This window comes from Streptomyces olivaceoviridis, from assembly GCF_014650115.1.
GTDB classification, from domain to species: Bacteria; Actinomycetota; Actinomycetes; order Streptomycetales; family Streptomycetaceae; genus Streptomyces; species Streptomyces olivaceoviridis.
Window position 1 is genome coordinate 135,171 of the sequence record NZ_BMUI01000012.1, and the last position, 24,121, is coordinate 159,291.

The following is a 24,121-nucleotide window of genomic DNA, read 5'->3' on the forward strand; positions in this document are numbered from 1 at the left end:
GCGAAGTGGGACGGGTGCGTCAGTCGAAGGGGCGGCGGGGCAGGAGCGGCAGTTCGAGCGCCGAGCGGAGCATCGGGCCGATCGGGGTGCGCAGGCCGATGGCGAGGTCCTCGCGCAGGCGGGTGCGTCCGTCGAGGAAGCGCAGCAGCCGGGGGGCGGGCACCTGGGCGAACAGGCGGCAGAACAGGGCGGGACCGTCGACCCGGCCGGTGGCCAGGGCGCGCAGGAGTACGGCGTCCATGGCGCGGGACCGGGCGGGGTGGGCGGGAGGCGGCACCGGCCGGTGTCCCCGGCGCAGGGCGGCGGCGACGGACCGCGTCTGGCGTTGCAGACCGGCGAAGGTGTAGCCGGTGGACGGGCGGGTGGCGCCGCCGGCGGCACCGATGCGGAAGACGGAGGCTCCGACCTGCCGGGGCATCGGCGCGTCCGTCATCGGGATGACGCCTGTCTCGGTGGAGAGGACCTGTGTGTCACCGAGGCGCAGCACGTCGTCGGCGTAGTGCCGCACCGCCGCCTCGTAACCGCCGGCGGTGAGGGTCCGGGGTGAGAACTCCGTGTACTCGACGAGGGCTTCGTGCGGTCCGACGGGCAGGACGTAGCCGAAGGAGAGGCCGTCGGCGGGCTGTGGGGTGCGGAAGTCCATGAGGTCGATGGTGCCGGGGGCGAAGACCGGTCGTGCGGTGCGGACGAACCAGCCGTGGAAGTGCTGGAGCAGTGTGGTGCGGGCGGCGGGCAGGCTGCCGGGCGGCCGGGAGTCGAACACCCAGCGGGCGGTGAGCACACGGGTCGCGCCGTCGGCGCTCCGCACCCGGACGCGGGCTCCGCCCTCGACGTCCTCCACCGTCTCGACCGCCGCCTCCAGCCGCCGCACGTTCGGGCTGCGCGCCAGGTCCCGCCCGACCAGGCCCTCGAAGTCGTCGGACCGGATCATCTTGTACCGCAGCGGCGCGAGGTCCCCTTCGATCGGGTCGCCCGTGGGGGGCCGTACGCGCAGGTGCTCCCAGGAGGCCGTCAGCGCGGCGTCGAAACGCCCGTGGCCCGGCTCCCAGAAGCACCAGGTGCGGCGCGGTGCGCGCAGGGGGCCCGGCGGCGCGTCGACCAGGACGACGGTCGGCGTCCGCAGCCCCCGCGCGTGCCCGGCCAGACGGTGGGCCAGGGACAGGCCGGCGGCTCCGCCGCCCAGAACGGCCACCTCCGCCTCGAACACGACGGCTCCTTCCGTGCTGTGCGTGCACGTGCCCTGCGACTCTTCCCGCCGACGTGCCCGAGCGGACGCGGGTCACCCGGATGCGGCACGCGGGGTCACGGCGGGCGGGCGATGTGGAAGGCATCGCCGCAGCGGCCGGCCGCGCTGCGGCCGGTGCCGCGGGCCCGCCCGGCGCACGCGGCGAAGACGTGGTGACGGAGCCGCTTGTGACCACGACGAGAGGAACAGGATGCGCCCCACACAGGCGAAGGAACACCATGCGGTCGCGCCGCCGCCCGCCCCGCGCCCGGCGTTCCCGCCGGGATCCCCCGTCCGGGTGCGCCGGGACGGCGGAACCGGCGCGGGAGGACGGCGGCGCCGGCCGCCCGCTCGCGCGGCCGGTGCGGCGGCGGCCGGTGACGGCAGGCACCCTCGCCCCGGGCCGGACCGGGGCCGAGGACAGGACCCGGCATCTCCAGGGCCCCTGTCCCCGGCACCCTCCCGCGCTCAGGAGACCGGCCGGTGACGCGCACGCTGCCCGGACGCACTGACCACGTCGTCGTCGTGGGGGCCGGCCTCGCCGGGCTGTCGGCCGCGCTGCACCTGCTGGGCGCCGGTCGACGCGTCACCGTCGTCGAGCGGGACGCCCTGCCCGGCGGCCGGGCCGGGCGCCTCGGTCTCGGGGGCTACCAGGTCGACACCGGTCCCACCGTGCTGACCATGCCCGAACTCGCCGACGAAGCCTTCGCGGCCGTCGGCGACAGCCTGCACCGCAGGGTGGAACTGATTCCCCTGCACCCGGCCTACCGGGCCCGCTTCGCGGACGGCAGCACGCTCGACGTGCACACCGACGCCGACGCGATGGCGGCGGAGGTGGAGCGCTTCGCCGGTCCCGGTGAGGCGGCGGGGTACCGGCGGCTGCGCGACTGGCTGGGCGAGCTGCACCGGGTGCAGATGCGTCGTTTCATCGACGTCAACTTCGACTCCCCGTGGAACCTGCTGAACGCCGACCTGGCCCGGCTGGCCGCGCTCGGCGGTTTCGGCCGGCTGGACGCCCGGATCGGGCGTTTCCTCACGGACGAACGGCTGCGCCGGGTCTTCTCCTTCCAGGCGCTGTACGCGGGTGTGCCGCCGGCCCGCGCGCTGGCCGCCTACGCGGTCATCGCCTACATGGACACCGTCGCGGGCGTGTACTTCCCCCGGGGCGGCATGCACGCCCTGCCGCGGGCCATGGCGGAGGCCGCCGCCGAGGCCGGCGCCGACCTGCGGTACGGGCAGGAGGTGACCCGTCTGGAACGCTCGGGCGAGCGCGTCACCGCCGTCGTCACGGGCCAGGACCGCATCCCCTGCGACGCCGTCGTGCTCACCCCGGACCTCCCGGTCGCCTACCGGCTCCTCGGCCGTTCCCCCCGGCGTCCGCTGCGCCTGCGGCACTCACCGTCCGCCGTGGTGCTGCACGCCGGAACGGACCGTACCTGGCCGCAGCTCGCGCACCACACGCTGTTCTTCGGCGCGGCCTGGCACACCACGTTCACCGAGCTCACGCGCACCGGCCGGCTGATGAGCGACCCTTCCCTGCTCGTCACCCGGCCCACCGCCACCGATCCGCGGCTCGCACCGCCGGGCCGCCATCTGCACTACATCCTCGCGCCCTGCCCCAACACCGACATCGGTCCGGATGCCGCCGCGTGGCGCGAACTCGGCCCCCGCTACCGGCAGACGCTGCTGCGGGAGCTGGAGCGGCGTGGTCTGGACGGCATCGAGGCCGGCGTCGAGGAGGAGTGCCTCGTCACCCCGGCCGACTGGCGGGCCGCGGGCCACGCCGCGGGGACGCCCTTCTCGGCCGCCCACACCTTCGCCCAGACGGGGCCGTTCCGGCCACGGAACCTGGTGCGGGGCACCGAGAACGCCGTCCTCGCCGGCTGCGGCACCACGCCGGGCGTCGGCGTGCCGACCGTGCTGCTGTCCGGGAAACTCGCCGCCGCGCGGATCACCGGTCTGCCGCGTCCCGCACTGTCCCGGGCCTCAGCCCCTCCCCCGCGCGTGAAGGAGACCACCACATGACGGACCGCGAACTGTCCGCGGCGGGGATCGGCGATCCGGCGCTGCGTGCGGCGTACCGGCACTGCCGCGCCCTGAACGCGCGGCACGGCAGGACGTACTTCCTCGCCACCCGGCTGCTGCCCGTCGAACGCAGGCCGGCCGTGCACGCTCTGTACGGCTTCGCCCGCTGGGCCGACGACATCGTCGACTCCCTCGGCACCGGCGCGGACACCGGGCGGCGCGCGGCGGCCCTGACGGAACTGCGGCGGAGCCTGGGGCACGGACTGCGCCACGGGCACAGCGACGAGCCGGTGGTCCTGGCGCTCGCCGACACCGCGCACCGGTACGGCATCGAGCACGCGTTGTTCCATGACTTCATGTCCGCGATGAGCGCCGACCTCACGGTGACCGACTACGCCACCTATGCCGACCTGCGGGGCTACACGCACGGCTCGGCCGCGGTGATCGGGCTGCAGATGCTGCCGGTGCTGGGCACCGTGGTGCCGCGCGAGGAGGCCGCGCCGTACGCGGCGGCGCTGGGCGTCGCCTTCCAGCTCAGCAACTTCCTCCGGGACGTGGGCGAGGATCTGGACCGCGGCCGTGTCTATCTGCCCGCCGATCTGCTCGCGGGCCACGGAGTGGACCGGGAACTGCTGCGGTGGAGCCGGGACACCGGCCGGCCCGAGCCTCGCATCACGGCCGCGCTGCGCGAGTTCGAGGCGCTGACGCGCGGTGTCTACCGGGAGGCGCTCCCCGGCCTCGGCATGCTGGACCCGGTCTCCCGTCCCTGTATCCGCACCGCGTTCGTCCTGTACGGCGGCATCCTGGACGCGGTCGCCGGGGACGGTTACCCGGTGCTGCACCGCCGCGTGGTGGTCCCGCACCGGCGGCGCGCGGCGGTCGCAGCCGACGGCCTCGTGCGGGCGGTCGGCGCGCGGCTGCGTGCCGGGCGTCCGTTCCGGCGACCCCCGGCACCGCGCCCGATGCCCGCCCCGGCGCTCGGCGGATCATGCCCTCCGGCCGCGGCGGAGGTCGTGTGAACCCCGTCCCGCCCGGCCGCCGCGGTCGTCTTCCGCTGTCGCTGCGCCGGCGGCCGGTGCCGTGGGAGCGTCAGCGGCCGACCTGGCGCGATGCCAGGCCAGGGGTGATCGCGGGGGCGTTGGAACGGGCACGGGCCCGGCCGTCCGGCAACTGGTACGTCGTCGGTGCGTCGGCCGGTCTCCGCGGCGACCGTCCGCTCGCGGGGACCGTGGCGGGCCGGGAGGTGGTCGTGTGGCGCGGTCCCGACGGCCGTCCGGTGGGCGGCCCCGGTGCCTGCCCGCATCTCGGGGCGCCGTTGCGGGACAGTCCCGTACGCTGCGGCACCCTGAGGTGCCACTGGCACGGGCTGGCCCTCGACGGCAGCCCGTACGCGGGCTGGGCTCCGCTGCCGGTGCACGACGACGGCCTGCTGGTGTGGGTCCGGCTGGACGAGGTCGGCGGTGAGGCCCCGTCGGACGCACCGGTCGTCGTGCGGCGGCCCGAGCGGGCCCGCGCGCTGACAGCCGTCTACACCGGCACGGGGGTCTGCGAGGCCGAGGACGTCGTGGCCAACCGCCTGGACCCGTGGCACGGCGCGTGGTTGCACCCGTACTCGTTCGTCGACCTCGCGGTGGTCGGATCACCCGACGGCTCCGGGAGCGGCACCGAGGACGCCTTCACCGTCGACGTCTCCTTCAAGGTGGCGGGGCGCCTGGTCGTACCCGTCCGTGCTGTGTTCACCGCCCCCGGACCGCGCACGGTCGTCATGCGCATCACCGAGGGTGAGGGCGCGGGTTCCGTCGTCGAGACCCACGCCACGCCGCTCGGTCCCGACCAGCGGGGCCGGCCGCGGACCGTGGTGACCGAGGCGGTGGTGGCCACCTCCGACCGGCTGGGCTTCGCCGTCGTCCGCCGTGCGGCGCCACTGCTGCGACCGCTTGTGCGCACGGCCTCGGGGCGCCTGTGGCGCGACGACCTCGCCTACGCCGAACGACGCTGGCGGCTCCGCTCCGCGGGACGCCTCCCCGGCTGAACGCCGCCACCGGCGCGACGCGCGCTCACAGGACCCCCGGTGCCGGGCGCCGGCGCGGTGCCGTCACCGCCCGGCGGAGAGCGACCCCGCTCCGCCCCGCCTCGTCGCCCCCCGCACCGACGTGCCGCACCGACCGGGCCGGCTTCGTCGGGCACGTCACCGCCTGGGCGCCCCGGCTGTGCTCGACTCCCGTCGGCGGACGTCTGCCACGGGTCCCCAGTGCAGCCACCAGACCGCGCGCCCCACGCCCTTGAGTTGCCGTCGCAGTGTCCGTTCGGCAGCGGTCAACGGCGTGCCGGCGCCGAGCCGTTCGGGGTGGCCCGGGACCGGCCCTTCGTCCGCCGTGCCCACAGGCACGGACACCCAGATGGATCCTGTGGCGGCGAGGCCGCGCATCACCAGGCCGGCCCAGCCCCGGATCCTGGTGCTCGTGCCCCACCGACCACATCGGCCTTCGGCACGCACCGCCGTCAGCCCCCTCGCTGATCCGTCGTGAACGTCAGCACCGAGGCGCCCGTGGGGGTCTGTACGGCGGTGCGCAGGGTGATGTCCGCGGCGGTCGCGAGGGCGCGGAAATCGTCGAGGGTGCGTTCCCGGCCGCCCGCGGTCAGCAGCATCCGCAGATCCATCGCGGTCGCCCACGGCAGCTTCACGCCGTCCTCCTTCAGCCGTTCGATCACCACGACATGGCCGTGCGGCGCGGCGGCCGTGGCACAGCGGTCGAGGATCTGCGCGGCCCGGCGGTCGTTCCAGTCGTGCAGGACGAAGGAGAGGACGTAGGCGTCGGCGCCGGAGGGCAGGGGGTCGAAGAACGTGCCGGGGACCACCGCGCAGCGGTCGGTGAGGCCGGCGTCGGCCAGCCGGCGGCGGGCGTTCTCGGCGGTGCCGGGGAGTTCGACCAGGGTGCCGCGCAGATCGCGGTGCGCGTCGAGGATGCGGGTGAGCAGCTTCCCCGTTCCCCCGCCCACGTCGACCACATGGCCGACGCCGCTCCAGTCGTACGCGTCCGCTGCCGCCTCCACGTTCGCCAGGTGCGTCTCCATGAGGGCGTCGAAGGACGCGGCTCGTGCGGGATCGGCGGCGAGGTCTTCCCAGAAGGACGCGCCGAACCGCTCCGGGTAGGCCGGTTCGCCGGTGCGGACCGTCGTGAGCAGGCCGCTGAGCGCCAGGTCGGAGCGGCCCATGCCGCCGTCGAGGTCCAGCCATGCACGGGTGCGCGCGGGATGGTCGTCCCTCAGGACGGACCCGAGGTCGGTGAGGGCGTAGCGGCCCGGCTCCGGCTCTTCGAGGAGACCGCTGGCCGCCAGGTGGTCCAGGAGCCTGCGCAGGGCGTCGGCGTCGCTCCGGGTGCGTTCGGCCAGGGCGTCGGCCGTGGTGACGCCCTCCGCGATGAGGTCGGCCACCCCGAGGGTGGCCGCGGCGCGGATGGCGTACGGCGTGACCAGGTCGGTGAGTGCCGCGAGGCGTGCCACCGCGGGGTCGCCCGGGGTGGCGGAAGGAACCGGTGTCCGCGTCGTGCGCGCCGAGGTCGTCGTGCTCATGCGTTCGCTCCGTCGCTGGTGGTGGTCCGGGTCAGTACGCAGGCGTACGCGGGCAGGCTCATCGCGTCCGTCTGGAGGTGGAACGGCAGCAGGGGGCCGACCGTGAACCCGAAGCGGGCGAACTCGTCGGCCAGGCCCCGCGCGGTGAGTGGCTTGAACGGGAAGCTGTCCACGCGGCTGCCCCTGAGGTAGAGGCAGCCGCCCGGACGCAGGACACGGGCGGTCTCGCCGGCGTACATCGCCCGGTCCTCCCCGCCGAGGTGGTGGAAGCAGCCGCGGTCCACGACGACGTCGAAGGTCCCGTCGGGGAACGGCAGGTCGCGCACGTCGGCCTGCCGGAAGGCGGGTGCGGTGCCCTCGGGGGCTTCCTCCGCGGCGCGGGCCCTGGCCAGGGTGAGGGCCTCCTCGCTGAGGTCGATGCCGGTGACCCGGTATCCGGCGCCGGCCAGGGCGATGGCGTCCCAGCCGGTGCCGCAGCCGATGTCGAGGGCGGTGCGTCCGGCGCCCGGCCCGCGGGCTGCCAGGAATCCGACGAGTTCGGCGGAGGGGTGGCTGAGTTCCCAGTAGGTGTGGTGGTCGCCATTGCGGTAACTGCGGTTCCAGTCGAGCGCGGTGGTGGGCGTCGTCATGGTGGCGCTCCGTCCGGGGTCGGGTACGGGAACAGTTCGTCGGCCCCGTCCCACCGCACCCGGAACCGTGCGCGTCAGGGCCGGGCGGGTGCGGACGCGGTCAGGGTGATGTAGGTGTCGGTGATCACGGGTGTTTCCCCGGCCAGGGCCGGGCTGCACGCGTAGACGTGGTAGCGGGGCCAGGCGGGGACGAGCGAGGTGGGGTGCGGGCCGGCGGCCGGGGGCAGGGGTGCGGCCGGTGCGGGCCGCCCGTCCTGCCCGGCGGTGGGCCTGTGGTGGAGGAACGGTCCGTGGCCCATGACGCTTTCCATCCTGGCCCCGGGCACCTGCGCGAGGTCGTCGGCGGTCACCTCCGCCGCGAGCCTGGAGGACGGGATGGACAGGCAGGCGTCGAAGCGGCGCGACGTGCCCGCGTCGTAGTGGACTTCGATCGCTTTGGTCTCCCTGGTCGCGAGGCCGCAGGAGAAGACCAGAGCGGTCAGCCGGCGCCACGTGTCCCTCCACGTGTCCGCTCCCCCCGGGTTCCTGAGGCTGAGAACGAGCAGGGGCTGGGCGCGTACCACCGTCCAGTGAGGGACGTTGGAGGCGCCCGGCTCCATGGGCCGGTCGGGGGAACGAAGGAGTGTCGCGTTCTGCACTGGAGGTCCCGTCGGTGTCGCTGCCGGCAGTTGTGGGCACGACCCTATGCGTCGGCTGTGAACTCCAGCAGGCAGTATCCGGACGGCGTGGGGTGGACGGTCCGCAGGGTGAGCCCGGCCGTGCGGCCCAGCGTGCGGAATTCGTCCTCCGTGCGCTCCTTCCCGCCCAGCAGGGCCATGTACAGGTCGAGGGAAGGCACCAGTCGCGGGGCTCCGCGCAGGAATTCGGCGACGACGACGCGGCCGGCCGGGCGGGCGGCGTCGGCGCAGCGGCGCAGGATGTCGGCGGCACCTTCGTCTCCCCAGCCCATCACGGTCGACTTGACGAGGTAGAGGTCGGCACCGCGCGGCAGCGGTTCGAACATGGATCCGGCGACGGCCGTGGCCCGGTCGGCGACGCCCGCCTTGGCGAACCGCTCGGTGGCCGTGCTCACGGCGCGGGCGTCGTCGACGAGGGTTCCCCGCAGGCGCGGGTGCGCTTGCAGGAGGCCGGTCAGGAGCGCGCCGCTGCCGCCGGCGATGTCGGCGACGTGGCCGACCGTCGTCCAGTCGTAGGCCTGGAGGATCTCCGGCAGGGTCCAGGCGGTGAGTGTCGCCATCAGTTCGTCGTAGGCGGCGCCGCGGCGGGCGTCGCTGTTGAGGTGTTCGAAGAAGGACCGGCCGAAGGTGGGTGTGTAGGCGTCCTGCCCGGTGCGGACCGCGGTCAGGAGCGCACTGAGACCGATGTCGTACTGGCCCATGCCGCCCTCGATGTCGAGCCAGGGGTGGACGGTCATGGGGTGGTCGCGGCGCAGCCGTTGGGAGAGTTCGGTGTTGCGGTACCGGCCGGGGCCGTCCTGTTCGAACACGCCGCGGGCCGCGAGGTGTTCGAGGAGGCGGCCCACGGTGTCGGGGGCGGCGTCGGTGTGCCGGGCGAGGTCCGCGACGGGCACGGTGGCGTCGCCGATGTGGTCGGCGAGCCTGAGGGTGGCCGCCACCCGCATGGCCCAGGGCGTCACCAGGTCCGTGAGGACGCCGAGTTGTTGTGCGACGTCTGTCGTCGTGGTGGTGGAACTCGCACTCACGTGTGCTCCTTTGCTCACGGTGATGTCGTCGTGCGCGGTCCGCGCGTCGCGGTTCACTGCCCGCCGCCCGCGGGTGTCAGCAGGTGCAGCAGCCGTGTCTCGTGGGCGATGACGTCGTGCACGGCGTCGTGCAGGGCGGTCGCCAGGTCCTGGCGCAGCTCCGGGACGGCGGCGACGGCCTCCTCGCGCAGGACGGGCAGGCGCGCGGCGACGGCTGACGCCTCCACGTGGCGCTCGGGGGTGCCGGAGAGGATGTGTTCCTCGCGTGCGCGGTGCGCGTCGGCGAGATCGCCGAGTGCCGTGCCGGCGGGCAGCAGGGTCGCGATCAGGTGCTGCCAGGCGGCGGCGGCGGCCGCGGCGAGGGGGATCGCGTCGGTGAGCCGCGGATCGTCGAGGAGCGTGGCCGCCTCGTCGAGGAACGCGTGGAACATGCTCCGGAACCCGTCGCCTCCGGTACCGGCGAGGTGGAGGTCGATGAAGGCCTGGACGAGTGTGTCGGTGACGGCCTCGGGCGTGGCCGAGTCGCGGACGGTGGCGACGAGGCGTTCGGCGAGCATGTGCAGGCCCTGGACGCCGAGGGCGGCGTTGGCCGGCTCCAGGCCGGCGCGGGCGGCGGCGGCCAGGGCGGAGCGGATCCGGTCCTCGGCGGGCGGGACAGCCCGGTCCCACGGGGCGCGCAGCAGGGCGTGCCGGGGCGGGAAGGGCTGGTGCCGGGAGGCGCGGGCGGCGGCCAGTTCCTCCGGGGCGAGTGTGCACGGCCGGGCGGGGCGGTCGGAGATCCTGAGCCAGCCGCTCTCCTCGTCGGCGCCGAGGACCACGAGGCAGTGGCCGCCGAAATGGTGTTCGGCGCTGAGGTACGACAGGTAGTGCATGTCGGCGTAGACGATCGCGATGCCGTGTGCGTCCAGTTCCGCCGCGAGTTGGTCACTGGCCGCGCGCGGGTCGGTGGTGGTGGCGATGTCGAGTTCCAGGCCGACGCCGGTGGCCATGCGGCGGGTGAAGAGCGGGAAGGGGTCGTTGCGGGTGGCGAGGAACGGTGGCATGCCGGGGGCTTTGGGGACGTACATGAATCCGATGCCGCCGCCGAGGCCGAGCAGCATCTCCTCGCTGATGTCGAGGCCGTGGGCGTGCAGGGCCTTGCGGAACGCGGAGGTTTCGCAGTGGGCGCCGCCGAAGAGCGGCGGCCTGAGCTTCCTGCCTGGCGGGGCCTGTCGTTCCTTGCCGCCGGTGGCCGGGGCCGTCGCCATGCCGGCTCCTCTCCCCTGATCGGTGCGGCCGCTGGTGGGCTGCGTCACGGATCCGAGAGTTTTCCAGCGGTGGTGGCGGTCGCCCAGGGACGGCGGTCCGGTTCTGCGTGAGGGTCACCTGGAACCGTGCGACGGTGTCCGGGAGTTGACCCGCTTGCTCATACGGCCGGGTGCGGGTGCCGCCGCGGGTGAGGCGGTTGCCGGTCCTGTCAGGCGACGGGGAGATGGATGTCGATGCGGGCGTCGTCGTCCGGGGCGGCGCCGAGGCCGGAACGGTAGATCTCGTAGAACGGCGGGTTCAGGCAGGGGGCGACGACGCCCTGCTGCTGGAAGGCGGTGGTGTCCAGGGCACGCCGATAGGTCTCGGACAGGGTGCCGAAGCGACCGCGGTGGGTGGTGCGCCAGCACCATACGGGGCCGAGGGTCTCGTACCGGACGGGAAGTTCGCTGTCGGCCGGCAGCGGGAGCCGGCGCAGGCCGGCTTCGGGAACGGCGACGCAGGCGTCGTAACGGAGGGATTCGGCCGGGACGTACGCGGGATCGTCGTAGACGACTCCGACGAGTTGTACGCCCTGGGTCAGGCCGCAGGAGTCCGTGTAGTCGATGAGATTGCGCCAAGTCCGCGCGAGTGTACGGAAGGTGCCCGAGTGACGGAGGGAAATGACCGGCAGCGGGCCGAACTCGACAAACGTGAAGATGCGCTGTCCGGACGTCAGCACGGTGTCGCGTGCGGGCGTCGCTCCTGTCTCGGTGACGTGTCTTCCGGCCATGTCCCCTGCCTTCGCGAGGTCGTCCGGGATACCTGAGCGGTATCCGTGCACTGCCTGACTGTATTCCCGCACTTGGCCTTGGAACGACTTTGACGCTATTCCGTCATGTGGCAGGATCCGCCCTCAAGTGACTGCGCGGGCCGCCCTCTCTTCGGGGTGGCGCCGCTCATTCCGGATACGGGGGCTCCGAGTGCCGGAATATCTGCCTGGCGTGGGCACAGGTCGTGGTGGCATGCGTGTGACGACGGTGGCGCTTCATGACAGCAGAGTGCTGTCCGCCATTCCGCACATCGTCGCCAGGCTGCGCGACGCCTCGTCCAACGTGGACATTGATGTCATCGCGAAACAGGTGCACACGGCTCCGCACTACTTCCGGAAGATCTTCCGGGACACCACCGGCGAGTCGGTGCAGCGGTACGTGCGCCGGTACCGTCTGGAACTGGCGGCCTACCGGCTGGTGTTCACGAGCTGGCCGGTGCACGAGGTGGCCGCCCGGTGCGGCTATTCGGCGCACGCGCCGTTCACGCGGGCGGTCCGTGAGGCCTTCGGGAGCACGCCGGCCGAACTGCGGCGCCGGGAGCCGAGCGCGCCCTGGCCGACGTCCGGGCCGGGCTGCTCCGGCCTGGTCGAGGTGGACAGCGGCAGTCGCGTGGTGGCCTTCCTGCGGCACTTCGGCAGTCATGCGTCACTGGCCGGCCGCTGGCGGCAGATGCGGGACTGGCTGGAGGTCCACGGCTACGAGCCGGATGCCCAGCAACCGGTGGAGATCACCCACGACGACCCGGAGCTCTACCAGGACGCGTCGATCCGCTTCGACGTGGGCACGGTGGTGCCGCTGGCCTTCGTGCCGTCGGACGGCATCGGGCTCCAGGTGGTTCCCGCGCAACGGCGGTTGCAGATCACGCATACGGGTCCCGTGCAGCTGATCCCCTACACGTTCATGCATCTGGCGGTCAGCGCGGTGATGCTGGGGCTGTACGACGGGGACCGGCCGCCGATGCCGTATCTGGTGGAGTACGAGCGGATTCCGTGGTGCCGGCCGGAGGTCAGGACGCTGGCGTGGGTGAGCCTGCCGCTGGGGCCCGCGCAGGCGGCGCCCGCGCGGGCCTGAGGGGTGGCGCACGCCCCGGTCAGCCGCCCGCTTCGGCGGCCATACGGCGCTTCACGGGGGGCATGCGGTCGATCATGCGGAAGGTGGCGCGGGTCAGCGCCCGGCTGACGGCGTTCTCGGCGAGGGAACGCTCCAGATTCTTCTTCGACTTCAGGACCGCGTCCGCGGCGTAGGCGCGCATCGCCGACTCGTACCGGCCCACGGCCTGTTCGAGCCGCTCGTCGTCGCGGGCGGCGGCGGCCAGGTGCCGGGTGAGCAGTTCGGCGTCGCGCAGGGCCATGTTGCCGCCCATCCCGCCGAGCGGGGTCGCGCAGTGCGCGGCGTCGCCGAGGAGGGTGATCCGGGACGGCTGCCAGGCGGGCACGGACTCGGCGGTCCGCACCGACAGTGCGGTGAGGGTGTCCGGGTCGGCGTCGGCGACCACGCGGCGCAGCAACGGGTGCCAGTCGTCGACCAGGCTCCGCACTGCCGGGGCCAGTCGCTCGGGACCGAGCGAGGTCCGCGCCGGCAGGCCCAGGCGCTCGGGTGTGGCCGTGATCGCCCACATCAGGTAGTCGGTGTCGGTGTCGAAGAGCAGGTCGCCGCCGGCGGCGGGCAGGCCGAGTGCCTTGCTCGGCCTGGTGCGGTACTCGTGCGTGGCGGCGAACATCCGGGAGCCGTGGGGGCCCATCACGATGTGTGCGGACGCCAGCAGCGGCGGGTGGATCCAGCCGCGGAGCCGTTCGTCGAGGGGCAGCTTCCCGGCCACGCCCATCGCTCCGGTGTCCGACACGCGCACCTGGGGCAGCCGCTGGGTACGCACCCGTGACCGGCAGCCGTCGGCGCCGACCAGGATGTCGCCTTCGGCCGTGGACCCGTCCGCGAAGCAGGCGATGACGCGGCCGTCGCCGCGCTCCTCGTACCGCTCGTACCGGCGGCCGAAGCTGACCGCGTCCTCCAGGCCGCGCAGCAGGAGGTGACGGAGCGTCACCCGGCACACGGACCGGTGGTTGCGCAGCGGGTCCTGGTCGCTGGGCCCCTCCAGGCTGAGCAAGGGGCTCAGGCGGTGGTCGGTGAAGCACAGGCCCCGGCCGCCGCTGCCGCTCGTCTCCAGGAACAACTCGAACAACTCGTCGCTCAGGCAGGCGCGCAGCGCGCGGGTCCCGAACGGGTTGACGTGGATGCGGAATCCCTGCGAGCGGTCGACGGGGGTGACATCACGTTCGAACACCTCCACGTCGACGCCCTGTCCGCGCAGTCCCTGCGCGAGGGTCAGTCCGGCGAGACCCGCGCCGATCACCAGTACCTTGAACGCCTTCCGCGGCATCGGGTTCTCCTTCGGCTCGTGGGCTCCCGGCGTGGCCGGTCCGATCTGCGAAATGGTTCGTACGGTCTTGCACAAGATGTGGCCGTGCGGCGCGTGGGCGGAAGCCGGGGCGGCGAGGATCTGCGCGACGGTCAACTACGAGTGCGCCTACGGCGGCGAAGTTGACCAACCGCTCCTTCGCGGGGGTCCCGGCGGCACGTGCGGGCGTCCTGCGCTAGCGTCCGCCGTCATGACGATCGTTTCGCTCAACGAATTACGGGCCGAGTTGCGGGATCTCGCGGAACCGGCCGTGCGGGCACAGCAGGAGCGGGTGCTCAGCCGTGCGGAGGACGACGAACTGCTCGGCGTGCGCGTGCCGGTGCTGCGCAAGCTGGCGCGTGCCTACCGCGGCCTGTCCCTCGACGACGTGGACGTACTGCTGCGCAGCCGTGTCCACGAGGAGCGCTTCGCCGGGCTGCTGGTCCTGGCCGAGCAGGTGCGCACGGCGCGCGGCGCGGACCGCAAGGCGCTGGTGGACTTCTATCTGGCGCGTACCGAGTGCGTGGACAACTGGGACCTGGTCGACGGCTCCGCGCACGTCGTGCTCGGGCCGTGGCTGCTGGAGGGGGACCTGCGGGTCCTGGACGAACTCGCCGCGTCCTCCTGGCTGTGGGACCGGCGGATCGCGGTGCTGGCCACGCTGGCGCTGATCCGCGAGGGACGCTTCGAACCGACGTTCCACCTGGTGCTGACGTTGCGCGAGGACCCGGAACCGCTGATCCACAAGGCGCTCGGCTGGATGCTGCGGGAGATCGGCCGCCGGGACGAACCGCTCATGGTGGCCTTCCTCGACCGGCACCTCGGCGAGCTGCCGCGCATCACCGTGCGCTATGCGACGGAGCGGCTGGCGCCGGCCGAACGGGCCCGGTTCGTCAAGGCGCGATAGGGCGGGAACGGGCGACGGGGCCGGGACAGCCCCCGGCAGCGGCCCGGAACGTACCCCTGCGCCGGCCCTCGGGGGGCCGACGCGGGGGACGCCGCAGCGGACCGGCGCCGGGTCAGTCGACGTCCGCCGTCCGTGGCTCGCCGGAGGACGGCTGTCCCGCCGGCGCCGCCGCGGGCGGGGCCGGTTTGATGGCGAGCGCGCACAGGGCACCCGCCGCGAGGACGGCCATCTGGATGAGCATGCTGACGCGGATGGCGCCGGCCAGGGTCTCGTGGAAGGCGTCCAGGGCCGCCTGTGTCGGCCGGCCCGCGGCTTCCACGGGACGGCCGGTGGCGATGTTCTGGCCCTCGCCGAGCCGGACTTGCAGCACCACGCCGATGGCGGCGCTGGCGAGCAGGCCCCCGAGCTCCTGGACGGTGTTGACGGTTCCGGAGGCGACGCCGCTGAGCTGGGGCGGCACCTCGCGCATGCCGACGCTGAACATCGGCGCGAACGTGAAGCCGGTGCCGACGCCGGCGAGCACCAGCGGCCCCACCAGCTGCCAGACCGAGGCGTGGGCGGTGGCCTGCGAGGCGATGAGTCCGAGGCCCGCGGAGAAGCACACCAGGCCGCCGAGCAGGACGCGTTTGGGACCGGCCGTCTCGATGACCCGGCCGCTGATGACGGCGGTGGCGACCGACGCCAGCGGCATCACGGCGATCACCAGCCCGGCCCTGGCCGCGGACAGGCCCTGCACGCTCTGCAAGTACAGCGTCAGCGGCAGGAACGCGCCGACGACCCCGAAGCCGACGGTGACTGCGATCAGGTTCATGAGGGTGAAGCTGCGGGCACGGAACAGGACGAACGGCACCAGCGGAACACCGGACTGCCGCCTGCGCTGGTCGGCGAAGAACGCGGCGAGCAGCGCCAGGCCCGCCACGATGATCGCCCAGACCGTCGCCGCCCAGTGCAGCCGCTCGCCCTCGACGAGGCCGAAGACCACGGCGCCGACGCCGGACAGGAGCAGCAGCACGGAGCCGATGCCCAGCGGTTGGCGCAGTCCCGGCCTCGGGTCGGGCAGGAAGCGCAGCACCAGGAAGAAGGTGAGCAGGCCGATGGGCAGGTTGACGTAGAAGATCCAGCGCCAGGAGGCGCCGGTGACCAGGAATCCGCCGACGAGCGGGCCGGCCAGCACGGCCAGTCCCGACAGTGCGCCGGTGAACCCGAAGGCGGCTCCCCACTTCTGCGGCGGGAACAGCGTGGTGATCATGGGCATGAGCTGGGGGACGAGGAGCGCTCCGCCGACGCCCTGGAGCACCCGTAACGGGATCAGCTGCCAGGGGGCCTGGGCGGCGCCGCACAGGACCGACGCGGTGACGAAGACGGTGAGACCGATCAGGTACATCCGCCGCGGGCCGTGGAGGTCGCCGAGTCGCCCGGCGAGGATCAGGGTGGTGGCGAAGGCCATGATGTACGCGCTGAAGACCCAGACCGCCTGGTCGATCGAGGCGTCGAACGTCTCGATGAGACTGGGCGTGGCCGAGCTGACGATCGTGACGTCGAGCAGGGTCATGAAGACGCCGAGGCAGAGCATCCCCAGCGCCGCCCACGGATTGGTACCCGTGGGCCTGGGGTCCGATGGTGAGGTCACGTGTCTTCTCCAGTCACTGTTTCTGTCATGAAGCCGAAGTGCAGCGGCTTCACCGGGCACCGCTCGATGCCCGGCCGGTCCCCCCGTTCCTCGGCCAGCTCCGCGACCCGGGCGTACAGGGCGCCCGCCGCCGGTTCGCCGGATGCCTTCGCCGGTCCGTGCGGGTCGCTCCACGCGAGGTGTTCGGTCAGGAAGGGGCCGTGCAGGTTCTCGCCGGCGTACAGCGCGGGCGCGCCGGGGGCGAGCAGTCCGGCCCGGTCAAGGGCGTCCCAGTAGCTCGGCAGCAGCTCGGCCAGCCGCTCGGTGCGGCCTTCTCGTACCTGGTAGGTCGTCAGCGTTTGCAGGGGTGTGTCGGCGGGAGTGTCGTGGGCGGCGCCCCCGGTGAGCCGGGTGACGGCCGGCCAGTCGACGGGCGGGCGGGCGCCGCGGGCTTCGGTGAGGGCGAACATCTCCTGCCACAGGGAGTTGATCTCCGGGTCGAGGTACGCGCGGTCGACGGCGCCCGGCACGCCCCAGGTGACGAGTTCGACGATGAAGGGGCCGTCGCCGCCCTGTCCGTGGGCGATCCAGGAGGGTTCGCCGGTGACGAGGCCCTGGCGGCGCAGGAGCGGCCAGTGGCGGGCCAGGACCCCCAGGGCTGCCTCATGCCGTCCGGGCTTGAGAAGGTATGTGGTGAGCATCTTCTGCTCGTGGGACCGGTCCTGGTGGCCGGGGGCACGGTGGTGAGCAGGCATGATCGTCCACCCTTCGCTTCGTTCCTCGGTGATCGGATGCCGGGCGGTCGCCCGGGCGGCGGCCTCAGCGGGGGCGGTGTCCCCAGACGCTGAGCACGGAGCTGGACGGCTCGGCGAGGTCGTCGTCGCGGAGCCGGGACACGGCGGCCTCGAACTGGGCGGCGGTGAGGTGTCCGCGGCCGAGCAGCCGGGGCCTCAGTTGCTCCAGTGTCAGCCGTGAGAACTCCGACGCCGCGCTGCCCGGGCGGAAGGGGTAGACCCGCATCTGGGCGCCGCAGTCGGTCAGTCCGTGACGGACCAGCGGCTGGGGCGGGTCGACCATCAGGTCGCGCACCCACTGCGGGTCCGCGCCGGCATCCCGGCTCAGCACCTGGGACACGGCGTCCAGGGCGCCGCCGACCACCGTGGTGGGGTCGTACGGGGGGAATCCGGCGAGTTCCTCGACGACGATGCAGCCGCCGGGCGCCAGCCAGCCCGCGAGGCGTCCCAGGACCTCCTGGGGATCGTCGAGGAAGATCAGTACGGAGCGGCAGTGGATGAGGTCGACGCCCCGCACGGGGGCCGGGTCGACGGCCGCGTCGTGCCGCAGCGGGACCAGGTTGGACAGACCGCCGCCGTCCAGGTGGCGCAGGTCGATGTCGGTCGCCCAGACCCGGGCGCCGGGGTGGCGGCGGGCCAGGTGGCGGGCCACGGTGCCCGCGCCGGCTCCGATCTCCACGATCTCGCGGGGGTGGTCGGGCGCGCAGGCGTCCAGGATCTCGATGGTCGCCGGGTCGGTCATGGCCGCCAGCATCTCCAGACGCAGGCGCTCGTGTTCCCAGGCCGGATCGAGCGCCAGCGAACCGTTGTTGTCGCGCGGGGCTGCCTCCACCGTGTCCCCTCTCGTCCGCGTGACGGTGACGGCACCGCGGCCGTCCGTGCGGCGGAGTCTTCCAGCGGCCGGGGGCGTCGGCCCACGCCCGGCGCCAAGGCGTCCGCGAAGGTCACTTACTTCTCCGGGGGTCCCCCGGGAGTTGACCGGGATGGCGAATCGTCACGGACGCCGGGTGGAGCGGAAGACTCCGCAGGGTGGGCCGGTACAGGCGCGCTCCGTCGCCTTAAGGCGTCGGGCTCCGGGCGGACCGCGCACCGGATCCCCCGGAAGTTGGACGAGCCCATCTCCTCGTTCTCGTCGTCGTCGCCGGTGAGCCGGTTGAGGTTGCTCTCGCGCCAGCCGCCGTCCGCGCCGCGCTCGGGGTACCACCAGGTGGCCGCGGCCACGACGACGTCGGGGGCGATGGTGTCGGTGACGCGTGCGCGCATCCGGACCGTGCGACCACGGGCGGAGACGAGCACCCACGCGCCGTCCTGGACCCCTTCGCGGGCCGCGGCCTCGGGGTGGAGTTCGACGACGGGGTCGGGTTCCTTGGCGCGCAGCGGCCTGAGGCTGCGGAACTCGGAGTTGAAGAAGAACGGCGAGTGCGCGGAGGTGAGCAGGTACGGGCCGTCTTCGGGGCGTTCGGCGGCGGGGCGGTGCACGGGCAGCGGTGCGTAGCCGAAGGCGCGGAGCGCGTCGCAGCGGATGTTGAAGCGGCCACTGCGGGTGGCGAAGCCCTGGGTGCGGTACTTCTCGTACGTCAGCGGTGTGGCCCGGTAGTGCTGGTCGGTCAGGGCTTTGAAGTCCATGCCGATAGGGGCCAGCCGGGCGTCGAGGGAGTCCGCGGCGGTGTCCCAGAAGTTGTCGCCGAGCCCGAGACGCGTCGCGAGCCCGCTCAGGATCTCCTCGTCAGAGCGGCACTCGCCGACCTGCGCGAACCTGCGGCGCGCCGCGACGTAGTGGGCGTGTTCGACGATCTGGTCCCTCTCCAGCCAGCCGCCGACCGGCAGCACGATGTCGGCCATGGCCGCCGTGGGGGTCAGGTACAGGTCGGCCACGGCGAGGAAGCCGAGGCTGTCGAGCGCGGCGTGGACGCGGTCGGAGTCCGCGTAGTTGACCAGCAGGTTGCTGCCGTGCACGAGCATGGTCGTGACCGGGTAGGGGCGGTGGTCCAGGATCGCGTCCCAGACGGCGCGGGGGTGTGCCCAGCCGGCCATCGACAGGATGCGGTGGCGGTCGGCACCGAGCCGTTTGGGGTGCTGCTCCGTCGGCAGTGCCTCGGTGAGGGGCAGGGTGCGGCGGCCGATGATGCCGGGGGGCTCGAAGATCACGTCGCCGCCCCGCCGGTCGATGTTCCCGCAGATCGCGGAGAGGATGGCGAGGGCCCGGCAGACGTGGAAGGAGTTGCGGTTCTGCTGGGCGCCGGTGCCCAGTTCGATGGCGGCGGCGGGTGCCGAGGCGTAGGCGAGGGCGGCCTCGCGCACATCGGCGGCGCGGACTCCGGTGAGGTGCTCGGTCTTCTCGGGGGCGTAGGCGGCGACATGGTCGGCCAGGTCCTCGAACCCGACGGTGTGGTCCCGGACGAAGTCGTGGTCGTAGGCGTCCGCCTCGATGACCGTGTGGATCATGGCGAGGGCGAGCGCGGCGTCGCCTCCCGGACGTACCGGAAGGTGGTGCTGGGCCCGGTTGGCGAGGGCGGTGCGCCGGGGGTCGACGACGATCATGCGGGTGCCGCGGCGCACGGCGTCCAGGAGCCGGGTGCCGATCACGCCGTCGCCGTGGGTCATGGACTTGTTGCACCCCCACAGCAGGACGACGTCGGGCGAGCCCTCGTAGTCGCAGAAGGTGAAGGCGCCCATGGTGAGGATGCCCGCCATCACCCGTGGGTAGAAGCAGACGTGGGCCGGTCCGAGGACGTTGGGCGTGCCGTAGCTGTTGGCGAACCGGAACAGCCACTCCTGGTAGTTGCGGTCCGTGCCCTGGGCGACGACCAGCGACTCGGGGCCGTGTCGTGTCCGGGTGCGGTCGAGTGCGTCGGCGACGCGGTCGATGGCCTCCTCCCAGCCGATGGGCCGGAAGCTCCCGCTGCCGCGCGGACCGGTGCGCAGCAGCGGCCGGGTCAGCCGGTCGGTGCCGTACAACTGGTCGAGGGAGGCGCGGCCCTTGGCACACAGGAATCCGCGGTTGTTGGGGTTGTCCGGGTCGCCCTCGACGCGGGTGAGGCGTCCGCCCCGTACGTCCACCAGGGCGCCGCAGCCGCCGTGGCACATCCGGCAGACGGTGCGGTGGACGCCGTCCTCGACCAGGGTCGTCACTTCGGGGTCGGTCACTGGGGTGCCTCCGGGCGTCGGGTGGGCGCGTGACGCCGGCCGCGGCGTGGACGCGCGGCGGCGTGCGCGGCGAGCAGGGGGGCGCGTGCGTCGTCGGGCAGCCGCTTGAGGGCCTCGCGCACCGTGAGCGACGCGGCCCGGGACAGCCGCGGGGTGAGCCAGCCGGTGACCGCCGCGGCATGGTGTTTGGTGCCTTCGCGCAGGGTCCAGCCGATCGCCTTGCGGACGAAGAACCTGTCGTCGTCGAGGAGGGGATCGACGGCGGTCGTGAAGACGGGGAACCAGCGTGTGAAGGTGTCCTCGCCGCGCAGGGCGGGGAGGAAGCAGAGGATGCCGCCGCGCCGGACCCACTGTGCTTCGTCGGCGGTCCACCGGAGCACCGCGGGGGTGGTCTCCCGGGGGTGGCGCAGCAGGAGCCGCCCTGCCGCGAAGGGGGCGAGCAGGTCGGTGTGCGCCCAGGTGGCGCAGGTGCGCAGCAGGTCCTCCAGGAGCGCGGTGTCGTCGGGCCGCAGCAGGGGGGCGTAGGCGTCCAGGAGCAGCAGGGCGGTCGAGCGGTGCTCGTGGACGGGCTGCGCCCACAGGTCGGTGACCAGGTCGACGAGTTCGGCGTGCCCGAGCCCCTGCCCGCTCCGCCGGGTGAAGGAGCGGACCACGCCCCGCATCGCCGGCAGGGGTACGCCGATGTGGTGCAGGTCGCTGCGCAGGTAGTGCTTCTCTCCCGCCGCCCGGCCGGGGACGGCGTTGTCCTCCAGGCGCGCCCGCAGTTCGGCGGCCAGGGCGGCGGGGGGCGGGGCATGCATGCGCGGTTCCTTCAGCCTCGGGCGAGCGGGATACCGCCCGTGGCGGTCCGCAGGGCGCCGGCGGCGCGTGCGACGCTTCGGGCGAGATCGTCGATCCGGTCGTACAGGTCCGGGTCCACGGGAACACCGCCGTTCAGTGCGGTGCGCCCCTGGGGTACGGCGACCTGGCCGGGCACCATCCAGGCCCGCAGCCAGCGGGCCGTGATCCTCAGGTCGTTCAGGGCGTTGCTGTTGCTGCGTCCGCCGAGGGCCACGATGGCACCGAACACCTTTCCCTCGGCGTGTTCGAAGTCCAGCAGGTCGATGGCGTTCTTCAGCGCGGCGTTGACGCCGCCGTGGTATTCGGCGCCGCTGAGGATGATCCCGTCGGCGGCGCGGACCGCTTCCCGTAGGACGGCCACGTCGGGGAAGTGCGGCCAGGGTTCGCGTTTGTCGCCGTTGCAGAAGGGGAGTTGCAGCTCGCGCAGGTCGAGCAGCCGTACCGGGTGGCCGTCCGCGGCGAGGGTGCGCAGCGCGCGGCGCAGCAGCGTCTGGCTGGTGGATCCGGGGCGCATGCTGCCGCCGATGCCCAGGACCGAGGCCGGGGCCGTGGGGGTCATTCGTCCTCGCAGATGGCGTCGGCGGGGCAGCAGTCCATCGCCTCGTACACGGCGTCCTCGTCGTCCTCGGTCTCGGGCTGGCGCAGCACGTAGGAGTAGCCGGCCTCGTCGTTGCGGGCGAAGAAGTCGGGAGCGACGCAGCGGCAGGTGTCGCAGTCGGTGCACTCCACGTTGACGTAGAACCGGCCGGTGGCGTTGTCCGGTACGCGGGCGGGGTCCTGGACGGTCATGCGGGTCCTCCCGGCTGCGCGCCGGCGTGCACGAGTTCGAGGACGCGGTCGGTGTCCTCGCGGACCAGGTGCCCGTAGGTGTGGCCGAGTTCGTCGGCGGGGGCGTAGGCGAGGAGGCGGATGCCGTCGAAGCTGGCCAGGAAGTCGAGCAGGGGCCGCACATGTCCGGGGGCGTCGATGCAGAGACCGAAGTGCGACATCAGGCTGGTCTTCTGCTCGGCCGGCCGTTCGGCCCATATGTCGCGCCGACGGCAGGTGAACAGTTCCACCTCGTTGCCGAGGTCGGTGCGGAGGTTGATCCAGTGGCCGGGTGTGCCGTACGCGCGGGGCGCTATGTGGGAGGGGCCGGTGCTCACGTGGCCGACGCGCGGGCAGGCGCGGACCGTTTCCAGCCAGTCCTCGAAGTCCGCCTCGTGGCGGTAGTCACCGATGTAGAGCGCCACGTGGTGCAGCCCGGTGATGCGCAGGGTCCGCGCGTCGAGGGGCTGGCCGAAGAAGGCGCCCAGCACCTCGGGCACGGGGGTGTCGTGGGCCCCGTCGGCCCAGTCCAGGAACTTCTCCAGGACCGGCTCCCGGTCGGCCCCGGTGGGAATGGCCTCGCTGACAGGAAACAGCACGGTGTGGCTCACCTCCGGGTGAGGTAGTCGCTGAGCAGGGTTTCGAGGTCCTCGTGCCCGGCGTACGGCTGCTGGAGACCGCCGTAGAGTTCGGGGCGGCGGCCGTGCAGGCAGAAGTAGAGGCTGCGCCTGAACGACAGGTCGACCTCGCGCATGCTGCGCAGGTACTCCAGGTCGAGCCGGGCGGTCAGGACGGCCTCCTCCTCGTCGAGGCTCGCCAGGAGCTCCTCGGGAGCGGCGACCGTGCTGTGCCCGGCGACCTCGATGGAGACCTGGCGGCCGGCCCGTTCGCCCGTGACGCCGCCGACGGCGCTGGCGAGGAGGGTGTAGCAGACGTTGAAGGAGGAGTTGGCCTGGAGACAGGGCCGGGTGATCTGGATGTTGCCGCGCAGCGCGGCCCCCGGTACGGCGATGATCTCGGCGCCGCGCAGCGCGAGCATGCGGGGCACCTCGGGGATCCAGAAGTCGGAGCAGACGCAGACGCCGAGCCGCCCGAACGGGGTGTCGACGATGGCGAACTCGTCGCTCGGGCTCACCGACACCATTTCGGCGGCGAAGCGGTGGGTCTTGCGGGCCTTGACGACGATCTCGCCGTGGTCGTCGAGGAGCACGGCGGTGTTGTAGTAGCGGTCCCCGTCGCGTTCGACCACGGTGCCGCACAGGACGTACGCGCCGATCCTGCGGGCCTGTGCGGCGAGCCGTTCGAAGACGGGGCCGGGCACGGTCTGGTCGATGACCCCCTTGAGGTGGGCGCGGCCCGGGAAGTAGAAGGGCGGGCCGAGGAAGAACTCGGGCAGGACGACGAGTTCGGCCGCCTCGACGGTGTCGAGCAGGGCCATCGTCCGGTCGAGGTTGACGTCGGGGTCGAGGTCCCACAGCGTCTGGAGGAGGGCGACGCGGGGCCGCGTGGTGGGTTTCACCGGGGGTCTCCAAGGGGTAGGGCGCCGGGCCGCGCGGAGGCGGCGATCAGCGCCTGGCCGAGCGGCGAGCGGCGGAAGTCGGCGGGAAAGGGCGCCGCCGCCTGCATACGGCGCAGTTCGTGCAGGTCCAGGTCGGCGCTGACCACGCACTCCTCGCGGTCGGCCTCGGCCAGGACCGGTTCCTGACGGCGGAAGTCACGGGAGTAGGCGCCGATCGCCATCGGGCTGCGGATGACGGCCGTGCGGCCCATGTAGGTGAGGCCGGCCAGGGTGTTCTCCCCGGTGGCCCCGGCGAACAGGACGTAGGCGCAGTTCTCGGCCGCGCGGGCGAGCAGCATCTGCCGTACCGGCTCGGCGAAGGGCCGCAGCAGGATCGACGGGCACACGACGATCTCGACGCCGTCGGCGAACAGACCGCGCAGCACTTCGGGGAACTGGATGTCGTAGCCGACGACGAGGCCGATGCGGCCCAGCGGTGTGTCCACGACCCGGGTGCCCACCTCCCCGGTGAGGAAGTGGGCCTCCAGGTCGTAGACGACGGTGCGCCGGTAGACGTCGACGAGGCTGCCGTCGTCGGCGATGAGGACGGCCGAGCTGTGCACGTGCTCGCCGTCGCGTTCGAGGAGTCCCGCGGCGATCCAGACGCCGTGCCGACTGGCCCGTTCGGCGAGCCATTCGGTGACCGGGCCCGGTACGGGCTCGGCCACCTCGTGGCTCTTGGGCAGGTTGAGCGCGGTGGCGAACGCCTCCGGCAGGACGACCAGTTCACAGCCGTCGTCCACGGCCTCGTGCACCAGGGCCTCGGCACGCCGGAGGTTGTCGGTGCGGCGGTTGGTGGCCACGGACAGCTGGACGAGGCCGACGCGCAGCCGTCTGCGAAGGGTCATGGGAG

The 24,121-nt window shown here is 73.2% G+C and carries 24 protein-coding genes; 5 read left to right on the forward strand and 19 right to left on the reverse strand.

Going from position 1 to position 24,121, the window contains the following annotated elements; translation table 11 throughout:
• Positions 1-19: 19 nt before the first annotated feature.
• On the reverse strand, positions 20-1,207 hold the full coding sequence (locus IE273_RS23180) for a lycopene cyclase family protein (RefSeq protein WP_189817076.1): 1,188 nt from the start codon (positions 1,205-1,207) through the stop codon (positions 20-22).
• A gap of 501 nt (positions 1,208-1,708) precedes the next feature.
• On the opposite strand from IE273_RS23180, the gene crtI reads away from it, so the two are divergent.
• Genes crtI through IE273_RS23195 form a run of 3 tightly spaced genes read left to right on the forward strand, consistent with a single transcriptional unit; the run spans position 1,709 to position 5,282 of the window.
• Positions 1,709-3,250, forward strand: coding sequence for a phytoene desaturase family protein (crtI, locus tag IE273_RS23185; protein WP_189817077.1), 1,542 nt, complete (start codon positions 1,709-1,711; stop codon positions 3,248-3,250).
• Positions 3,247-4,269: a phytoene/squalene synthase family protein gene (locus IE273_RS23190; RefSeq protein ID WP_189817078.1), complete on the forward strand. Its 1,023-nt coding sequence runs from the start codon at positions 3,247-3,249 to the stop codon at positions 4,267-4,269. Before crtI ends, IE273_RS23190 begins: the two co-directional genes overlap by 4 nt.
• Positions 4,239-5,282, forward strand: a complete 1,044-nt coding sequence (locus IE273_RS23195) for a DUF5914 domain-containing protein (RefSeq protein WP_189817079.1) — start codon at positions 4,239-4,241, stop codon at positions 5,280-5,282. Before IE273_RS23190 ends, IE273_RS23195 begins: the two co-directional genes overlap by 31 nt.
• Before the next feature lie 156 nt (positions 5,283-5,438).
• Here IE273_RS23195 and IE273_RS45205 read toward each other — a convergent pair whose 3' ends face one another.
• From IE273_RS45205 to IE273_RS23225, 7 genes are all read right to left on the reverse strand, one after another.
• A complete protein-coding gene (locus IE273_RS45205) occupies positions 5,439-5,678 on the reverse strand; it encodes a DUF6059 family protein (protein WP_373309388.1) in 240 nt (79 codons plus the stop codon).
• Positions 5,679-5,752: 74 nt separating this feature from the next.
• Positions 5,753-6,823, reverse strand: coding sequence for a methyltransferase (locus IE273_RS23200; RefSeq protein WP_229887392.1), 1,071 nt, complete (start codon positions 6,821-6,823; stop codon positions 5,753-5,755).
• Positions 6,820-7,452, reverse strand: coding sequence for a class I SAM-dependent methyltransferase (locus IE273_RS23205; RefSeq protein WP_189817080.1), 633 nt, complete (start codon positions 7,450-7,452; stop codon positions 6,820-6,822). Before IE273_RS23205 ends, IE273_RS23200 begins: the two co-directional genes overlap by 4 nt.
• Positions 7,453-7,526: 74 nt before the next feature.
• A complete protein-coding gene (locus IE273_RS23210) occupies positions 7,527-8,090 on the reverse strand; it encodes a hypothetical protein (protein WP_229887393.1) in 564 nt (187 codons plus the stop codon).
• A 44-nt stretch (positions 8,091-8,134) separates the two neighbouring features.
• Entirely contained in the window at positions 8,135-9,154 is a 1,020-nt protein-coding gene (locus tag IE273_RS23215) for a methyltransferase (protein ID WP_229887394.1), read from the reverse strand.
• A gap of 53 nt (positions 9,155-9,207) precedes the next feature.
• Entirely contained in the window at positions 9,208-10,401 is a 1,194-nt protein-coding gene (locus IE273_RS23220) for a BtrH N-terminal domain-containing protein (RefSeq protein ID WP_189817082.1), read from the reverse strand.
• A gap of 209 nt (positions 10,402-10,610) precedes the next feature.
• A complete protein-coding gene (locus IE273_RS23225; protein WP_229887395.1) occupies positions 10,611-11,171 on the reverse strand; it encodes an AraC family transcriptional regulator in 561 nt (186 codons plus the stop codon).
• 232 nt (positions 11,172-11,403) lie between these two features.
• Between IE273_RS23225 and IE273_RS23230 the strand changes: the two genes are divergently transcribed.
• Positions 11,404-12,282: an AraC family transcriptional regulator gene (locus IE273_RS23230; RefSeq protein ID WP_229887396.1), complete on the forward strand. Its 879-nt coding sequence runs from the start codon at positions 11,404-11,406 to the stop codon at positions 12,280-12,282.
• 19 nt (positions 12,283-12,301) lie between these two features.
• Here the strand turns inward: IE273_RS23230 and IE273_RS23235 are convergent, their stop codons facing one another.
• On the reverse strand, positions 12,302-13,588 hold the full coding sequence (locus IE273_RS23235) for an FAD-dependent oxidoreductase (protein WP_229887397.1): 1,287 nt from the start codon (positions 13,586-13,588) through the stop codon (positions 12,302-12,304).
• 229 nt (positions 13,589-13,817) lie between these two features.
• Here IE273_RS23235 and IE273_RS23240 point away from each other — a divergent pair, with 229 nt between their 5' ends.
• Entirely contained in the window at positions 13,818-14,513 is a 696-nt protein-coding gene (locus IE273_RS23240) for a DNA alkylation repair protein (RefSeq protein WP_189817085.1), read from the forward strand.
• Positions 14,514-14,625: 112 nt separating this feature from the next.
• Here the strand turns inward: IE273_RS23240 and IE273_RS23245 are convergent, their stop codons facing one another.
• From IE273_RS23245 to IE273_RS23290, 10 genes are all read right to left on the reverse strand, one after another.
• Complete coding sequence (locus IE273_RS23245; protein ID WP_229887398.1) at positions 14,626-16,143, reverse strand: MFS transporter; 1,518 nt, start codon at positions 16,141-16,143, stop codon at positions 14,626-14,628.
• Entirely contained in the window at positions 16,140-16,877 is a 738-nt protein-coding gene (locus tag IE273_RS23250; RefSeq protein ID WP_189817086.1) for a hypothetical protein, read from the reverse strand. The genes IE273_RS23245 and IE273_RS23250 overlap by 4 nt, the downstream gene beginning before the upstream one ends.
• Positions 16,878-16,941: 64 nt before the next feature.
• Positions 16,942-17,748, reverse strand: a complete 807-nt coding sequence (locus tag IE273_RS23255) for a class I SAM-dependent methyltransferase (protein WP_189817087.1) — start codon at positions 17,746-17,748, stop codon at positions 16,942-16,944.
• Positions 17,749-17,864: 116 nt separating this feature from the next.
• Positions 17,865-20,063, reverse strand: a complete 2,199-nt coding sequence (locus IE273_RS23260) for a molybdopterin-containing oxidoreductase family protein (RefSeq protein ID WP_229887399.1) — start codon at positions 20,061-20,063, stop codon at positions 17,865-17,867.
• Positions 20,060-20,863, reverse strand: coding sequence for a DNA alkylation repair protein (locus IE273_RS23265; RefSeq protein ID WP_189817088.1), 804 nt, complete (start codon positions 20,861-20,863; stop codon positions 20,060-20,062). Before IE273_RS23265 ends, IE273_RS23260 begins: the two co-directional genes overlap by 4 nt.
• A gap of 11 nt (positions 20,864-20,874) precedes the next feature.
• Entirely contained in the window at positions 20,875-21,462 is a 588-nt protein-coding gene (locus tag IE273_RS23270) for an NADPH-dependent FMN reductase (protein ID WP_189817089.1), read from the reverse strand.
• Positions 21,459-21,692 (reverse strand): ferredoxin, encoded by a 234-nt coding sequence (locus tag IE273_RS23275; protein ID WP_014677046.1) that lies wholly within the window; start codon positions 21,690-21,692, stop codon positions 21,459-21,461. Before IE273_RS23275 ends, IE273_RS23270 begins: the two co-directional genes overlap by 4 nt.
• The gene (locus IE273_RS23280; RefSeq protein WP_189817090.1) at positions 21,689-22,309 is read right to left on the reverse strand and encodes a hypothetical protein; all 621 of its coding nucleotides are present in this window, start codon (positions 22,307-22,309) and stop codon (positions 21,689-21,691) included. The genes IE273_RS23275 and IE273_RS23280 overlap by 4 nt, the downstream gene beginning before the upstream one ends.
• A gap of 8 nt (positions 22,310-22,317) precedes the next feature.
• A complete protein-coding gene (locus tag IE273_RS23285) occupies positions 22,318-23,229 on the reverse strand; it encodes a carbon-nitrogen hydrolase family protein (protein ID WP_189817091.1) in 912 nt (303 codons plus the stop codon).
• A complete protein-coding gene (locus IE273_RS23290) occupies positions 23,226-24,116 on the reverse strand; it encodes a carbon-nitrogen hydrolase family protein (RefSeq protein WP_189817092.1) in 891 nt (296 codons plus the stop codon). The genes IE273_RS23285 and IE273_RS23290 overlap by 4 nt, the downstream gene beginning before the upstream one ends.
• Positions 24,117-24,121 lie beyond the last annotated feature (5 nt).

What these genes read in the sequence shown, in the direction of transcription:
- IE273_RS23190 (WP_189817078.1), top strand. Translation starts at nt 3,247, where the DNA reads ATGACGGACCGCGAACTGTCCGCGGCGGGGATCGGCGATCCGGCGCTG.
- IE273_RS23195 (WP_189817079.1), top strand. Translation starts at nt 4,239, where the DNA reads ATGCCCTCCGGCCGCGGCGGAGGTCGTGTGAACCCCGTCCCGCCCGGC.
- IE273_RS45205 (WP_373309388.1), bottom strand. Translation starts at nt 5,678, where the DNA reads ATGCGCGGCCTCGCCGCCACAGGATCCATCTGGGTGTCCGTGCCTGTG.
- IE273_RS23200 (WP_229887392.1), bottom strand. Translation starts at nt 6,823, where the DNA reads ATGAGCACGACGACCTCGGCGCGCACGACGCGGACACCGGTTCCTTCC.
- IE273_RS23205 (WP_189817080.1), bottom strand. Translation starts at nt 7,452, where the DNA reads ATGACGACGCCCACCACCGCGCTCGACTGGAACCGCAGTTACCGCAAT.
- IE273_RS23220 (WP_189817082.1), bottom strand. Translation starts at nt 10,401, where the DNA reads ATGGCGACGGCCCCGGCCACCGGCGGCAAGGAACGACAGGCCCCGCCA.
- IE273_RS23225 (WP_229887395.1), bottom strand. Translation starts at nt 11,171, where the DNA reads ATGGCCGGAAGACACGTCACCGAGACAGGAGCGACGCCCGCACGCGAC.
- IE273_RS23230 (WP_229887396.1), top strand. Translation starts at nt 11,404, where the DNA reads ATGCGTGTGACGACGGTGGCGCTTCATGACAGCAGAGTGCTGTCCGCC.
- IE273_RS23235 (WP_229887397.1), bottom strand. Translation starts at nt 13,588, where the DNA reads ATGCCGCGGAAGGCGTTCAAGGTACTGGTGATCGGCGCGGGTCTCGCC.
- IE273_RS23240 (WP_189817085.1), top strand. Translation starts at nt 13,818, where the DNA reads ATGACGATCGTTTCGCTCAACGAATTACGGGCCGAGTTGCGGGATCTC.
- IE273_RS23250 (WP_189817086.1), bottom strand. Translation starts at nt 16,877, where the DNA reads ATGCCTGCTCACCACCGTGCCCCCGGCCACCAGGACCGGTCCCACGAG.
- IE273_RS23265 (WP_189817088.1), bottom strand. Translation starts at nt 20,863, where the DNA reads ATGCATGCCCCGCCCCCCGCCGCCCTGGCCGCCGAACTGCGGGCGCGC.
- IE273_RS23270 (WP_189817089.1), bottom strand. Translation starts at nt 21,462, where the DNA reads ATGACCCCCACGGCCCCGGCCTCGGTCCTGGGCATCGGCGGCAGCATG.
- IE273_RS23275 (WP_014677046.1), bottom strand. Translation starts at nt 21,692, where the DNA reads ATGACCGTCCAGGACCCCGCCCGCGTACCGGACAACGCCACCGGCCGG.
- IE273_RS23290 (WP_189817092.1), bottom strand. Translation starts at nt 24,116, where the DNA reads ATGACCCTTCGCAGACGGCTGCGCGTCGGCCTCGTCCAGCTGTCCGTG.